This window comes from Streptomyces sp. NPDC004539, assembly GCF_040610055.1.
In the GTDB taxonomy this organism is placed as follows: domain Bacteria; phylum Actinomycetota; class Actinomycetes; order Streptomycetales; family Streptomycetaceae; genus Streptomyces.
Window position 1 is genome coordinate 26,950 of sequence record NZ_JBEXLS010000002.1, and the last position, 13,738, is coordinate 40,687.

Consider the following 13,738-nt stretch of genomic DNA (forward strand, 5'->3'; position numbering starts at 1 on the left):
TCCTCTCCCCGTCAGGGGGGTGGAAGGATGCTATTAGCGCAAGTAGGTATGGCGGCCGCATCACAACCATACGTCGATGGTGGCAAGTAGGTGGTGGTTTTGGAGCATTGCAGTCCAACCAGGCAGCGCGACCGGCGCTTCTGTCGCAGGCAGCCGCCGTTTGGGGTTCTGACACAAGCCGATAGCGTGGCTGAGGCCGGTAGGGGTGCAGCGAGGCGCACGCGTGCCTGATTGGTCGGCGCACCCGCCGTCGTGGCGGACTGTCGTCGGCTCAGGCGCAGACGGGTTCGTAGCCGATCACTCAGCGGATGTTGGCCGTTTGGCCCGGCTCGAACAAGCTGACCCCAATCACGCCAGGCCGACGCCCCACCCCGCCACCCAAGAAGCCCCCACCCCTGCGTGACCAACTGCGTGACAACGCCCCCAACCCCCAGCGGACCCCCACACCCGCCGACGCACCACAACCCCAGCCCACAGCCACCCCCACCCCCATCCGAGCGGGCGCCAAGGTTGCCGGTGGGACAAAGTAGTCTTGAGCCCATGCCTGAACGCCGTACCGTCGCACTGGTCACCCTTGGCTGCGCCCGTAACGAGGTGGACTCGGAGGAGCTCGCAGGCCGTTTGGAGGCGGACGGCTGGGAGCTTGTGGAGTCCGCTGATGACGCGGATGTGGCTGTGGTCAACACCTGTGGGTTTGTGGAAGCCGCCAAGAAGGACTCTGTCGATGCCCTGCTGGAGGCCAACGACCTCAAGGGGCAGGGGAGAACGCAGGCCGTTGTGGCGGTGGGGTGTATGGCCGAGCGGTACGGGAAGGAGCTCGCGGAGGCGCTGCCCGAGGCTGATGGGGTGCTCGGGTTCGACGACTACGCGGATATCTCTGATCGTCTTCAGACCATCCTGAACGGCGGCATCCACGCCTCGCACACCCCCCGCGACCGGCGCAAGCTGCTGCCGATCAGCCCGGCGGAGCGGCAGGAGTCGGCGGCCGGTGTCGCTCTGCCTGGCCACGCTCCGGTGGACCTTCCCGAGGGGCTCGCCCCGGCGTCCGGGCCGCGTGCGCCTCTGCGGCGGCGGCTCGACGGGTCGCCGGTCGCCTCCGTGAAGCTCGCCTCCGGCTGCGACCGGCGCTGTACGTTCTGCGCCATCCCGTCCTTCCGCGGCTCCTTCATCTCCCGCCGCCCCTCGGACGTGCTGAACGAGACGCGCTGGCTGGCCGAACAGGGCGTCAAGGAGATCATGCTGGTCTCCGAGAACAACACGTCGTACGGCAAGGACCTCGGCGACATCCGCCTCCTGGAGTCCCTGCTGCCGGAGCTGGCCGAGGTCGAGGGACTGGAGCGGGTGCGGGTCAGCTACCTCCAGCCCGCCGAGATGCGGCCCGGCCTCATCGACGTACTGACCTCGACGCCCAAGGTCGTGCCGTACTTCGACCTCTCCTTCCAGCACTCCGCGCCGGACGTCCTGCGCGCGATGCGCCGCTTCGGTGACACCGACCGGTTCCTCGAACTGCTCGACACCATCCGGAGCAAGGCGCCCCAGGCGGGCGTGCGCTCCAACTTCATCGTCGGCTTCCCCGGCGAGTCCGAGCACGACCTCGCCGAGCTGGAGCGTTTCCTGACCGGCGCCCGGCTCGACGCGATCGGCGTCTTCGGCTACTCGGACGAGGACGGCACCGAGGCCGCGACGTACGAGAACAAGCTCCCGGAGGACCTCGTCGCCGAGCGCCTCGCGCGCGTGTCCCGGCTCGCCGAGGAACTCGTCTCCCAGCGCGCCGAGGAGCGGGTCGGCGAGAGCGTCCGGGTCCTTGTGGAGTCGGTCGACGAGGTGGAGGGTGTCTACGGCCGCGCGGACCACCAGGCGCCCGAGACCGACGGCCAGGTGCTGCTCACGAGCGGCGAGGGGCTGGAGGTCGGTCGTATGGTCGAGGCGAAGGTGGTCGGCACGGAAGGTGCCGACCTCGTGGCCGAGCCGCTGGAGCGCTCGAACGGGTGGAGTGAGGAGACAGGCAGATGACGGGTGTTCCGGCGTCGGCCGCGGGCGGCTCCGCACGGGTTTCGCAGGGCTCCGGGGGAGCGGGCGGGACGGCGGGGGGCTTTGGGGTTTCGTCGGGGCCCTCTGCGGGGGGTGCGCGGGTTTCTTCCGAGGCCGGCGAGGCGGTGGGGACCGGCGGGGGGATCGCGTCGGGTGAGGTGTCCCAGCCTGCTGAGGACGCTCCGGAGGCTTCGGGGATCGGCAAGGGCTCGGGTTCGGGTACGGGCTCGGGTGCTGCCGGCGGTGATGGGCGCGGCGTCGGAGGTTCGGGCCGTACGTCCGCCGATGACCGTGCCGTTGAGGGTGACGGCCGTGCTTCCGGTGACGCGGGCGTGCGGCGGGGGCCGGGTTCCCGCGGCGCCGCCGGGGCCGGGAGCGGCCTGGGTGCCGACGACGCCGACGGTGCCGACTTCCCGGAACGGGCGCGGGCGCCCCGTGGGGCCAAGGTCGTCGCCGCCGCCGTCAACCAGGCGAGCGTCTGGAACATCGCCAATCTGCTGACGATGCTCCGGCTCATCCTCGTCCCCGGCTTCGTCGCGCTGATGCTCGCCGACGGCGGGTACGACCCGGCGTGGCGCTCGTTCGCCTGGGCCGCCTTCGCCGTCGCGATGATCACCGACCTCTTCGACGGCCACCTCGCGCGCACCTACGACCTCGTCACCGACTTCGGGAAGATCGCCGACCCCATCGCCGACAAGGCGATCATGGGGGCGGCGCTGATCTGTCTCTCCGCGCTGGGCGATCTGCCGTGGTGGGTGACGATCGTCATCCTCGGCCGGGAACTCGGTGTGACGCTCCTTCGTTTCTGGGTCATCAGGTACGGAGTGATCCCCGCGAGCCGCGGGGGGAAGATGAAGACCCTGACCCAGGGCGTCGCCGTCGGGATGTACGTCCTGGCGCTGACGGGGTGGCTGGCCACTCTGAGGTTCTGGGTGATGGCTGCGGCGGTCGTCCTGACGGTCGTCACGGGTCTCGACTACGTAAGACAGGCCATTGTGCTGCGGCGCCAGGGAATCGCCGAGCGCGAGGCGGCGTTGGAGGAGACGGAAGCGTGAGTTCCACGGCCACTGACGTGGTGCGACTACTGACGGTGAAGGGTGAGACGCTCGCCGTCGCCGAGTCGCTGACCGGTGGCCTGGTCGCGGCGGAGATCACCGCGGTCCCCGGGGCGTCCAAGGCGTTCCGCGGTTCGGTCACGGCGTACGCGACCGATCTGAAGCGCCAGGTGCTCGGGGTCGACGCGGCCCTGCTCGCCGCCCGCGGAGCGGTGGACGCGCAGGTCGCGGCCCAGATGGCGGCCGGCGTACGGAAGGCTCTCGGCGCAGACTGGGGCATCGCGACGACCGGTGTGGCGGGCCCCGACCCGCAGGACGGGCAGCCGGTGGGCACCGTCTTCGTCGCGGTCGACGGACCGTTCGGCCCCGATTCCGGTTCCGCCCCTGGCGGAAAAGTGAGGGCCCTGCGGTTGAACGGCAGCCGGACGGAAATTCGTAGAGAGAGTGTACGGAGCGTACTCGCACTGCTTCTTGAGGAGCTTGCGGGCGAACAGACCGGGAATGAGCGGGCACAGGATACGGAACAGAACGGGGGGTCTTGATGTTTACAGCCCTGAGTGAACACGACATCGCTCCCCGCACGGCCGCGGCGCTAGGCGGTACGGTGGGGCGAGAAGGATGCGGCTACGCGGTCCGAGGAGGGAGCCACCGATGATTCTGCTCCGTCGCCTGCTGGGTGACGTGCTGCGTCGGCAGCGCCAGCGCCAGGGCCGTACTCTGCGCGAAGTCTCCTCGTCCGCCCGAGTATCGCTCGGCTATCTCTCCGAGGTGGAGCGGGGGCAGAAGGAGGCGTCCTCCGAACTGCTGTCCGCCATCTGCGACGCGTTGGACGTACGGATGTCCGAACTCATGCGGGAAGTGAGCGACGAACTCGCCCTCGCCGAGCTGGCCCAGTCCGCTGCGGCCACCCCCAGCCAGCCCGTGCCGACCCCGGTGCGCCCGATGCTGGGTTCCGTTTCCGTGACCGGTGTGCCTCCGGAGCGGGTGACCATCAAGGCGCCCGCCGAGGCGGTGGACGTGGTCGCCGCCTGAGGGCGGATGCGCGGGAAGCGTGTGTGCGTGAAGCCCCGGCCGGGTCTCGGCCGGGGCTTTCGCATGCCCCGGGGCCGTGCGTGTTCCGTTTGCCGGGTCCCCGGGGCGCGGGCATCGTGGAACGGCCCGACCCGAGCACCGGAGGTTCACGGATGTACGTCGTCAAGAGCCCGCTGTCCGACGCCGACCTGCGGACCGTCGCCGACGCCCTGCAAGGGGCCCTCGTCGACCTGATCGACCTCTCGCTGGTCGCCAAGCAGGTCCACTGGAACGTCGTGGGACCCCGGTTCCGGTCCGTCCACCTCCAGCTCGACGAGGTCGTCGACGTCGCCCGGCTGCACTCCGACACCGTCGCCGAGCGGGCCTCGGCGCTCGGGGTGCCCCCGGACGGGCGGGCGGCGAGCGTCGCCGCCGGGAGCGGGATCGGGAACGTGGCCGACGGGTGGGTGAAGGACACCGACGCGGTGGGGACGCTGGTCGCCGCGCTGGGCGCGGTCATCACTCGTATGAGGGAACGTGTGGCGGTCACCGGTGACGCGGACCCGGTGAGCCAGGACATTTTCATCGGGATCACCGCGGAGCTTGAGAAGCATCACTGGATGTTCCAGGCGGAGAACGTGTAGGGGGCCGGGTGGTGGGGTGGATAGCCCGGGTACTGCTCGGGGTCGTGTGGTGGTGGGCGGCGCTGCGCCTCGCTGTCGCGCCGGACGCGGGCGTGGTGGAGGGGGCTGTGGTGGCCGGGGGGTGGGGGCTGAGCCTGCTGCCGGTGCACTGTGTGCCGCGGGCCGGGGCGGCGGGGGCGGTGGCGTTGGGGAGGTGGCGGGAGGCTTGGCGGGGTGGGGGTGCTCGGGGTGGAGGCGGGTAGGACGGCGAGGGGGCGGGGGCGCGGGGGTTCAGGGGTACAGAGGTTCGGGGTGAAGGTGTGATGATCGGACCGGATTGTCGCCGGCCCGCTCACCAAGGCATCGCCACACCCCCATTGGGCCGCAGAATCTGCCCCGTCACGAACGCCGACGCGTCCGACGCCAGATACAGCACGGCGTGCGCGACATCCTCCGGCTCACCCACCCGCCCCAACGGCGCGAGCCGGGTCATCGACGACTCCACGCGGGCCTGCGCCGCCGGGTCGGACCGGTCGGTCATCGGCGTACGGACCCACCCCGGGGCGACCGCGTTGACGCGGATGCCGTGCGGGCCGACCTCGGTCGCGAGGGTCTTCGTCAACTGGACGACGGCGGCCTTGGCGACGCCGTAGCAGAGCAGCCCGGCGCCCCCGGTGTCCACGGCCCCGGACGCCATCGTGACGATGCTGCCGCCCGAGCCCTGCCCGATCATCAGACCGGCGGCCTCCTGGCAGGCGTACAGCACGCCCTTGAAGTTGACGGCCCACACCCGGTCCAGATCCTCGTCACGCGTCTCCAGGACCGGACTGCTGTGCATGATCCCGGCGACGGCGGCCAGGACGTCCAGGCGCCCGCAGGAGGCGAGGGCCCGGCGCAGTTGGGTGCGGTCGGTGACGTCGAGGGGGTGGACGCGGACGGATTCGCGGCCGGCGAGGGCCGCCGTGTCCTCCAGCCCTCGCGCGTCCCGGTCCGCCGCGTGGACGGTCGCCCCCGCCTCCGCGAGCAGGACGGCGCAGGCGCGGCCGATGCCGCTCGCGGCTCCGGTGACGAACGCGGTGCGCCCGCTGAGGTCGTACGCCTTCACGGCCATGCACCGACCGTACGAAGGAATCTGACGGTCCGTCAATCCATGGGGCCCTGCTGGCAGCTCGGGCACCAGTAGGCCGGGCGGCCGTCCTGGTCGGCGAGGCGGACGACGGTGCCGCAGCGCAGGCACGGGCGCCCGGCGCGGCCGTACACGAACAGGTCCTGGCCGCGGCGGCCGGTGGTCGTGCGGACCGGGCGGTCGCGGTTGGCCGTCAGGAGGCGGTGGGCGAGGGCGGGGAGTTTGGCCGCGCGGTCGCGGGGAAGCGCGCCGATCGGGAGCCAGGGGGTGGCGCCGGTGAGGAAACAGAGCTCGCTCTTGTAGATGTTGCCGATCCCGGCGAGGTTGCGCTGGTCGAGGAGGGCCTCGCCGAGGGGGCGGGCGGGGTCCGCGAGGAGGTTGCCGAGGGCCCGCCCGGGGTTCCAGTCCGGGCCCAGCAGGTCGGGGCCGAGATGGCCGACGAGACCGTCCTCCTCCGGGGTGCGGATCAGGTTCAGCACGGTCAGGCGGTAGCCGACGGCCGTACGGTCCGCCGTCCCCAGGACCGCCCTGATCTGGTGTCCGGGGCCGCCGCTCCAGCGCCCGCCCCGCTCGTACACCTGCCAGGCGCCCTCCATCCGCAGATGGGAGTGGAGGGTGAGGCCGCCCTCGATCCGGGTGAGGAGGTGCTTGCCGCGCGGGGTGACGTCCAGGACCGACCGGCCGATGAGGTCGACCGTCGCGTACTTCGGGACTCTCAGGTCGGAGCGGGTCAGGGCGGCGCCGGCGAGGGCGGTGTGCAGGCGGCGGGCGGTCTGCCAGACGGTGTCACCTTCGGGCATGGGGGCCCTCTCGGGGGGCTGCGAGGGGCGTACCCGCGCGGGGCGCCGTCGTACGAGGTGTCGTCGTGCGAGGTGTCGTCATGCGCGCAGGCGCAGGCCGCGCGGGGTCGCGATGAAACCTGCTCCTTCCAGGAGGAGGCCGAAAGGGGAGGTGAGGGCCTGGACGCCGTTGACGCGCTCCACCGTGACCGTGCCGAGCGTGCCCGCGCGGGCGGCCTCCGCGAGCGCCTCCGCCGCCTCACGGAGCCGGGGATCGTCCCCCGGAGCGTCGTCAGGACCGCTCGGCCAGGCCAGGAGCGTCTTCCCGCCGCGCTCCATGTACAGCGTCAGCTCCCCGCCGACCAGCACCACCAGCGAGCCCGCCTTCCGCCCCGGCTTGTGCCCCGCCCCGGTCGGCGGCTCCGGCCAGGACAACGCCGCACCGTACGCGTTCGCCGGATCGGCCGCCGCGAGAACGACGGCCCGGGAGGGCGGTGTACGACGGTGAGGGTGCCCTTGCGCGTACGGCGGGGGCGGGCCGGGGCGCCGGGAGCCTCGGAGGGTGCCGACGCCTGTGCCTGTGCCTGCGTCGGCGTCGGCTTCGGGGGAGGCGAAGTCGAGGGTGTCGCCGGGGGCCGGGGTGCTCCAGTCGAGGTCGGGGAAGGCGGTGCCGGGCGGGCCCGGCGTGATGTCGTCGGGGTGCACCGGGTGGTCGTAGGGCGTGCTGTGGTCCGGGGACGCCGGGAAGTCCTCCGGGGTCGGTGCGATGCCGCGCGTGGCGCTCGCGGGGAAGCCGTAGTCGGCCGGGGTCGCCGGGGCGGGCAGGGGTTCGTCCCGGTCGCGAGCGTTCGCCACCGCGCGCAGGCGGTCGACGGCGCCGTCCATCGCGAACTGGGCGGCGCCGAGGCCCTCCACGACGTACCCCCGGCGGGCCTGGCCGTTGTCCTCGAACGCGGACAGCACGCGGTAGACCGCCGAGAAACCGCCCTCGACGCCCTCGGCGGCGACCGCGCCCCGGGTGACCACGCCGTGCCGGTCGAGGAGCGTGCGGGCCAGGGCGTGCGCGCGGACGGTCGGGTCGCCCTCGGGGGGCGGGAGGAGGGACCAGCGGCCGGCCACCGTCGGGGGGCCGCCGCGCGAGGCCGGGCGGGCGGCGGCCGTCAGCGAGCCGTAGCGCCCGCGCGGGACCGCGCGCCGGGCGCGGTGGGCGGTGGAACCCGCGGTCCGGCCGGAGCCCAGCAGGGCGCGCATCGGGGCGAGCGTGTCGTTGGTGAGGCGGCCGGACCAGGCGAGGTCCCAGAGGGCGTCGGCGAGCTGGGGGTCGGTGGCCTCCGGGTGGGTCGTCGCGCGGACCTGGTCGGCGATCTGGCGGAAGAACAGGCCGTAGCCGCCGGTCAGGGCGGTGAGCACCGATTCGTGCAGGGCCGTCGGCTCCAGGGGGTGCGGCGGGGGCAGGAGCAGCGGGGCCGCGTCCGCGAGGTGCAGGGCGATCCAGCCGTCCTTGCCGGGGAGGGCGCCCGCGCCCGCCCAGACGATCTCCCCGGCGGCCGTCAGCTCGTCGAGCATCGCGGGGGAGTAGTCCCGCACGCGCGACGGCAGGACCAGTTTCTCCAGCGCCGAAGCGGGTACGGAGGCGCCTTGGAGCTGCTCGACCGCGCGGACCAGGCCGTCCGTGCCCCGCAGGGCGTGGCTCTTGCCGACGTGCTGCCACTGGGGCAGGAACTGGGCGAGCGCGGCCGGCGGGACCGGCTCCAGCTCCTGGCGGAGCGCCGCGAGGGAGCGGCGGCGCAGGCGGCGCAGGACCGTCGCGTCGCACCACTCCTGGCCGATGCCCGCCGGGTGGAACTCGCCCTGGACGACCCGCCCGCTCGCCGCCAGCCGGTGCAGCGCGCCGTCGGTGACGGCCGTGCCCAGGCCGAAGCGGGTGGCCGTGGCGGCGGACGTGAACGGGCCGTGCGTGCGCGCGTGGCGGGCCAGGAGGTCGCCCAGGGGGTCCTTGACTGGTTCCGTGAATGCCTCGGGGACGCCGACCGGGAGGGCGGTGCCCAGGGCGTCGCGCAGGCGGCCCGCGTCCTCGATCGCCGCCCAGTGGTCGACGCCGGCGATCCGCACCCGGATCACGCGGCGGGCGGCGGCCAGCTCCGGCGCCCAGCGGGGGTCGGCGCCCCGCTCGGCCAGCTCGGCGTCGGTGAGCGGACCGAGGACCCGCAGGGCGTCGGCGACCCCCTCGGCGTCCTTGAGGCGCCGCTCGTCGGTGAGCCACCGCAGCTCCCGCTCCAGTTCGGCCAGCACGTCCGCGTCGAGCAGCTCGCGCAGCTCCGCCTGGCCGAGCAGCTCCGCCAGCAGCCGCGAGTCCAGCGACAGGGCCGCCGCCCTGCGCTCGGCGAGCGGCGAGTCGCCCTCGTACAGGAACTGGGCGACGTACCCGAAGAGGAGGCTGCGCGCGAAGGGCGACGGCTCCGGGGTGGTGACCTCGACCAGGCGCACCCTGCGCGACTCCAGATCGCCCATCAGCTCGACCAGCCCGGGGACGTCGAAGACGTCCTGGAGGCACTCCCGCACCGCCTCCAGGACGATCGGGAACGACCCGAACTCGCTCGCCACCTCCAGCAGCTGCGCCGCCCGCTGCCGCTGCTGCCACAGCGGCGTACGACGGCCCGGGTTGCGGCGCGGCAGCAGCAGCGCGCGGGCGGCGCACTCGCGGAACCGGGACGCGAACAGCGCCGAGCCGCCGACCTGGTCGGTGACGACCCGGTCGACCTCGCTCTTGTCGAAGACGACGTCCTGCGCGCCCACGGGCGCCTGGTCGGCGTCGTATTCGGTGCCCGCCTTCGCCGGTTCCCGGTCGAGCAGGTCCAGGCCCATCAGGTCGGCGTCCGGGAGGCGCAGGACGATGCCGTCGTCCGCGTGCATCACCTGGGCGTCCATGCCGTACCGCTCGGCGAGGCGGGCACCCAGGGCGAGCGCCCACGGGGCGTGCACCTGGGCGCCGAAGGGGGAGTGGACGACCACGCGCCAGTCGCCCAGTTCGTCCCGGAAGCGCTCCACGACGATCGTCCGGTCGTCCGGGACGTGACCGCAGGACTCGCGCTGCTCGGCGAGGTACGACAGGACGTTGTCGGCGGCCCACGCGTCCAGGCCCGCCGCGAGCAGGCGCAGCCGGGCGTCCTCCCGGGACAGCGCGCCGACCTCGCGCAGGAACGCGCCCACCGCGCGCCCCAGCTCCAGCGGGCGGCCCAGTTGGTCGCCCTTCCAGAACGGCAGCCTCCCGGGCACCCCGGGGGCCGGGGAGACCAGGACGCGGTCGCGCGTGATGTCCTCGATGCGCCAGGAGCTCGTCCCGAGCGTGAAGACGTCGCCCACGCGGGACTCGTACACCATCTCCTCGTCCAGCTCGCCGACCCGGCCGCCGCCCTTCTTCGGGTCGGAGCCCGCGAGGAAGACGCCGAACAGGCCGCGGTCGGGGATCGTGCCGCCCGAGGTCACCGCCAGGCGCTGGGCGCCCGGACGGCCCGTGATCGCCCCGGTCACGCGGTCCCACACCACGCGGGGGCGCAGTTCCGCGAACGCGTCCGACGGGTAGCGGCCGGCCAGCATGTCCAGCGTGGCCGTGAACGCGGACTCCGGGAGCGAGGCGAAGGGGGCCGCGCGGCGGACGGCCGCCAGCAGGTCGTCGAACTGCCAGGTGTCCATCGACACCATCGCCACCAGCTGCTGCGCCAGTACGTCCAGCGGGTTCGCCGGGACCCTCAGGGACTCGATGGCGCCCTCGCGCATCCGTTCGGTGACCACCGCCGCCTGGACCAGGTCGCCCCGGTACTTCGGGAAGACCACGCCCGTCGACACCGCGCCCACCTGGTGGCCCGCGCGGCCCACGCGCTGGAGGCCGGAGGCCACCGAGGGCGGGGACTCCACCTGGACCACCAGGTCCACCGCGCCCATGTCGATGCCCAGCTCCAGGCTCGACGTCGCGACGACGGCGGGCAGCCGGCCCGCCTTCAGGTCCTCCTCGACCAGGGCGCGCTGCTCCTTGGAGACCGAGCCGTGGTGCGCCCGCGCGAGGATCGGCGGGGCGCCCTGGGCCGCGCCCGAACCGCCCATCAGCTCCGCCGGGGCGTGATGCTCGCCGAGCGGCTCGCCCGTCGCCCGTTCGTAGGCGATCTCGTTCAGCCGGTTGCACAGGCGTTCCGCGAGGCGGCGGGAGTTCGCGAACACGATCGTCGAGCGGTGGGCCTGGACCAGGTCCGCGATCCGCTCCTCCACGTGCGGCCAGATGGAGGGGCGCTCCGCCTTCGCGTCGTCCACCGGGGAGCCGCCCAGCTCGCCGAGGTCCTCCACCGGGACGACCACCGAGAGGTCGAACTCCTTCGCCGACCTCGGCTGGACGATCTCGACCTTCCCGCGCGGGGCGAGGTAGCGGGCGATCTCGTCCACCGGGCGGACCGTCGCCGAGAGGCCGATCCGGCGGGCCGGTTTCGGGAGCAGTTCGTCCAGCCGCTCCAGGGTCAGGGCGAGGTGTGCGCCGCGTTTCGTGCCCGCCACCGCGTGGACCTCGTCCAGGATGACCGTCTCCACGCCTGTCAGCGCGTCGCGCGTCGCGGACGTCAGCATCAGGAACAGGGACTCCGGGGTCGTGATCAGGATGTCCGGGGGGCGGGTCGCCAGGGCGCGGCGCTCCGCGGGCGGGGTGTCGCCGGAGCGGATGCCGACCTTGACCTCCGGTTCCGGGAGACCGAGGCGGACGGATTCCTGGCGGATGCCGGTCAGGGGGCTGCGGAGGTTGCGCTCCACGTCCACGGCGAGGGCTTTCAGCGGGGAGACGTACAGCACTCGGCAGCGCTTCTTCGGGTCTGCCGGTGGGGGTGCCGACGCGAGGCCGTCCAGCGCGGCCAGGAACGCCGCCAGGGTCTTGCCCGAGCCCGTCGGCGCGACCACCAGGACGTCCGAACCCTCCCGGATGGCCTGCCACGCGCCCGCCTGCGCCTCGGTGGGCGCCGAGAACGCCCCCGCGAACCAGCCGCGGGTCGCGGGGGAGAAGCCGGCTAGGGCTCGATGCGTGGGACTGACCATGCGTCCATCCTGCACCTCGGCACTGACAATCGGGCTGAGCTGGGCGTTCGGGGGCGGGGCGGGGAGAATGGGAGGATGGGTGAGGTGGCTCGGCATTGGCGGTACGGGGAGTTGCCGGGGGTCGATCTTCTGCGGGCTCGGTACGTGCGGAAGTCGTTCGTGCGGCATACGCACGAGGAGTTCGTCATCGCCGCCATCGCCGAAGGGGTGGAGGTCTTCCGGCATCGGGGGAGCGAGGTCTCGGCCGGGGCCGGGGCCGTGGCGCTGGTCAATCCGGACACGCCGCACACCGGGCGGGCCGGGGTGCCGGAGGGGTGGCGGTACGGGGCGGTGTACCCGTCGCCGGAGGTGGTGGCCGGGATCGCCGCCGAGACGACGACGCTGCGGGGGACGCCGGGGTTCGTGAGCCCGGTGGTCGACGATCCCCGGACCGTGCGGCTGGTGCATCAGGTGCTGCGCGCCGCCGAGGAGGGGGACGCGTTGACCGCCGACACGTTGCTGCGGGTCGCGGTGACACGGTTGCTGCGGCTGAACGGGGGTTCGCCGCCGCCGCGGCCGGTGCGGACCGCCGGCGCGAGCGTCGCCGTACGCGCGCGGGACGTGCTGACGGAGCGGATGACCGGGCCGCCGACCCTGGAACAGCTCGCCGAGGAACTCGGGACGGGGCCGTTCGCCCTGCTGCGGGCGTTCCGCGACACCTACGGCATGCCGCCGCACACCTGGCTGACCGACGCCCGGGTACGGCTGGCCCGGCGGCTCCTGGACGCGGGCAGCTCGCCCGCGCAGGCGGCGCTCGCCGTGGGCTTCAGCGACCAGCCGCACCTGAACCGGCACTTCACCCGGATCGTGGGGGTGCCTCCCGGGGCGTACCGCAGGGAGCGCAAGAACGTACAAGACGCGCGGGCGCGCCTGCTCCTACCGTCGACGGGTGACGGAACAGACAGAGACACGCGCCGGTGACGGTGCGGTGGTGCGCGACGGCCTCGCCGTCGGCGTCGCCGTGGGGCTGAGCGGATTCGCCTTCGGGGTGACGTCGGCCGGTTCGGGGATGACGGTGGCGCAGAGTTGCGTACTGAGCCTCCTGGTGTTCACCGGGGCGTCCCAGTTCGCCCTGGTGGGGGCGCTCGCGGCGGGCGGCGGGCCGTTCACGGCGGCTGCGGGGGCGTTCTTCCTGGGGACGCGCAACGCGTTCTACGGGCTGCGGCTCTCCCGGTTGCTGGCCCTCCCGCGCGCGGTGCGGCCGTTCGCCGCGCAGTGGATCATCGACGAGACGGCGGCCGTCGCGCTCGCGCAGCCCACGCGGCGTGCCGCGCGGATCGGCTTCGCCGTCACCGGGCTCAGCCTGTACGTACTGTGGAACCTCACCACCCTGCTGGGCGCCCTCGGAGCGGACGCCCTCGGCGACACCGGGGCGTGGGGCATCGACGCGGCCGGGCCCGCCGTGTTCCTCGCGCTGCTCGCGCCGATGCTGAAGACCTCCGTCGAACGGGGCGTCGCCGTGCTCGCCGTCCTGCTCGGGCTCGGCCTGCTGCCCGTCCTGCCCACCGGGGTGCCCGTGCTGGCCGCGGCCCTCGCCGCGCCCGTCGGGCTCTGGGCCGAGGGACGGCGCCGGAGGGACGCCCGGTGAACACCTGGATCGCGGTGCTGGCCACCGCCGTCGGCTGCTACGCCGTCAAGCTCGCCGGTCTGCTCGTCCCCGAGGGCGTCCTCGAACGCCCCCTCGTCCGCCGCCTCGCCGCGCTCCTCCCCGTCGCCCTCCTGGCCGCTCTCACGGCCCAGCAGACGTTCGCCGACGCCCACACCCTCACCCTGGACGCCCGCGCCGCCGGCCTCGGCGCCGCCGCCGTGGCGTTCCTCCTGCGGGCACCTTTCCTGGTGATCGTCGGAGCGGCGGTGGTGGTGACGGCGGGGGTGCGGGCGTTGGCGGGGTGAGGGGGGTACGCGCGCGGGGAGGTCGCTGAGAACCGCACGGGAACATGGACCGGCTACGCGCGCGCCCGCGAGGAGTGAAGACCTCTGGGTCGTCCAGGAACGGCTACGCGC

The 13,738-nt window shown here is 73.5% G+C and carries 12 protein-coding genes; 9 read left to right on the forward strand and 3 right to left on the reverse strand.

Annotated features, from left to right (window positions below; genetic code table 11):
• Positions 1–540: 540 nt before the first annotated feature.
• From rimO to ABZX85_RS03880, 6 genes are all read left to right on the forward strand, one after another.
• A complete protein-coding gene (rimO, locus tag ABZX85_RS03855) occupies positions 541–2,013 on the forward strand; it encodes a 30S ribosomal protein S12 methylthiotransferase RimO (RefSeq protein WP_355862359.1) in 1,473 nt (490 codons plus the stop codon).
• A gap of 398 nt (positions 2,014–2,411) precedes the next feature.
• Positions 2,412–3,086, forward strand: coding sequence for a CDP-diacylglycerol--glycerol-3-phosphate 3-phosphatidyltransferase (gene pgsA, locus ABZX85_RS03860; RefSeq protein ID WP_355863076.1), 675 nt, complete (start codon positions 2,412–2,414; stop codon positions 3,084–3,086).
• On the forward strand, positions 3,083–3,628 hold the full coding sequence (locus ABZX85_RS03865) for a nicotinamide-nucleotide amidohydrolase family protein (RefSeq protein ID WP_355862360.1): 546 nt from the start codon (positions 3,083–3,085) through the stop codon (positions 3,626–3,628). The genes pgsA and ABZX85_RS03865 overlap by 4 nt, the downstream gene beginning before the upstream one ends.
• A gap of 109 nt (positions 3,629–3,737) precedes the next feature.
• The gene (locus tag ABZX85_RS03870; RefSeq protein ID WP_046591591.1) at positions 3,738–4,118 is read left to right on the forward strand and encodes a helix-turn-helix transcriptional regulator; all 381 of its coding nucleotides are present in this window, start codon (positions 3,738–3,740) and stop codon (positions 4,116–4,118) included.
• Positions 4,119–4,270: 152 nt separating this feature from the next.
• Positions 4,271–4,741, forward strand: coding sequence for a DNA starvation/stationary phase protection protein (locus tag ABZX85_RS03875; RefSeq protein ID WP_355862361.1), 471 nt, complete (start codon positions 4,271–4,273; stop codon positions 4,739–4,741).
• Positions 4,742–4,749: 8 nt separating this feature from the next.
• Positions 4,750–4,983 (forward strand): hypothetical protein, encoded by a 234-nt coding sequence (locus tag ABZX85_RS03880; protein WP_355862362.1) that lies wholly within the window; start codon positions 4,750–4,752, stop codon positions 4,981–4,983.
• A gap of 89 nt (positions 4,984–5,072) precedes the next feature.
• On the opposite strand, the gene ABZX85_RS03885 is transcribed toward ABZX85_RS03880, so the two are convergent.
• From ABZX85_RS03885 to ABZX85_RS03895, 3 genes are all read right to left on the reverse strand, one after another.
• Positions 5,073–5,831, reverse strand: a complete 759-nt coding sequence (locus ABZX85_RS03885) for an SDR family NAD(P)-dependent oxidoreductase (RefSeq protein ID WP_355862363.1) — start codon at positions 5,829–5,831, stop codon at positions 5,073–5,075.
• 32 nt (positions 5,832–5,863) lie between these two features.
• Positions 5,864–6,646, reverse strand: a complete 783-nt coding sequence (locus ABZX85_RS03890; RefSeq protein ID WP_355862364.1) for a DNA-formamidopyrimidine glycosylase family protein — start codon at positions 6,644–6,646, stop codon at positions 5,864–5,866.
• A gap of 78 nt (positions 6,647–6,724) precedes the next feature.
• Complete coding sequence (locus tag ABZX85_RS03895; protein WP_355862365.1) at positions 6,725–11,695, reverse strand: ATP-dependent helicase; 4,971 nt, start codon at positions 11,693–11,695, stop codon at positions 6,725–6,727.
• A 75-nt stretch (positions 11,696–11,770) separates the two neighbouring features.
• On the opposite strand from ABZX85_RS03895, the gene ABZX85_RS03900 reads away from it, so the two are divergent.
• Genes ABZX85_RS03900 through ABZX85_RS03910 form a run of 3 tightly spaced genes read left to right on the forward strand, consistent with a single transcriptional unit; the run spans position 11,771 to position 13,627 of the window.
• Positions 11,771–12,655 (forward strand): AraC family transcriptional regulator, encoded by an 885-nt coding sequence (locus ABZX85_RS03900; RefSeq protein ID WP_355862366.1) that lies wholly within the window; start codon positions 11,771–11,773, stop codon positions 12,653–12,655.
• Complete coding sequence (locus ABZX85_RS03905; RefSeq protein ID WP_355862367.1) at positions 12,624–13,322, forward strand: AzlC family ABC transporter permease; 699 nt, start codon at positions 12,624–12,626, stop codon at positions 13,320–13,322. Before ABZX85_RS03900 ends, ABZX85_RS03905 begins: the two co-directional genes overlap by 32 nt.
• A complete protein-coding gene (locus tag ABZX85_RS03910) occupies positions 13,319–13,627 on the forward strand; it encodes an AzlD domain-containing protein (protein WP_355862368.1) in 309 nt (102 codons plus the stop codon). The genes ABZX85_RS03905 and ABZX85_RS03910 overlap by 4 nt, the downstream gene beginning before the upstream one ends.
• Positions 13,628–13,738: the final 111 nt, after the last annotated feature.

Coding starts and splice junctions, on each gene's coding strand:
- rimO (WP_355862359.1), top strand. CDS start 541: ATGCCTGAACGCCGTACCGTCGCACTGGTCACCCTTGGCTGCGCCCGT.
- ABZX85_RS03875 (WP_355862361.1), top strand. CDS start 4,271: ATGTACGTCGTCAAGAGCCCGCTGTCCGACGCCGACCTGCGGACCGTC.
- ABZX85_RS03890 (WP_355862364.1), bottom strand. CDS start 6,646: ATGCCCGAAGGTGACACCGTCTGGCAGACCGCCCGCCGCCTGCACACC.
- ABZX85_RS03900 (WP_355862366.1), top strand. CDS start 11,771: ATGGGTGAGGTGGCTCGGCATTGGCGGTACGGGGAGTTGCCGGGGGTC.
- ABZX85_RS03885 (WP_355862363.1), bottom strand. CDS start 5,831: ATGGCCGTGAAGGCGTACGACCTCAGCGGGCGCACCGCGTTCGTCACC.
- ABZX85_RS03895 (WP_355862365.1), bottom strand. CDS start 11,695: ATGGTCAGTCCCACGCATCGAGCCCTAGCCGGCTTCTCCCCCGCGACC.
- ABZX85_RS03870 (WP_046591591.1), top strand. CDS start 3,738: ATGATTCTGCTCCGTCGCCTGCTGGGTGACGTGCTGCGTCGGCAGCGC.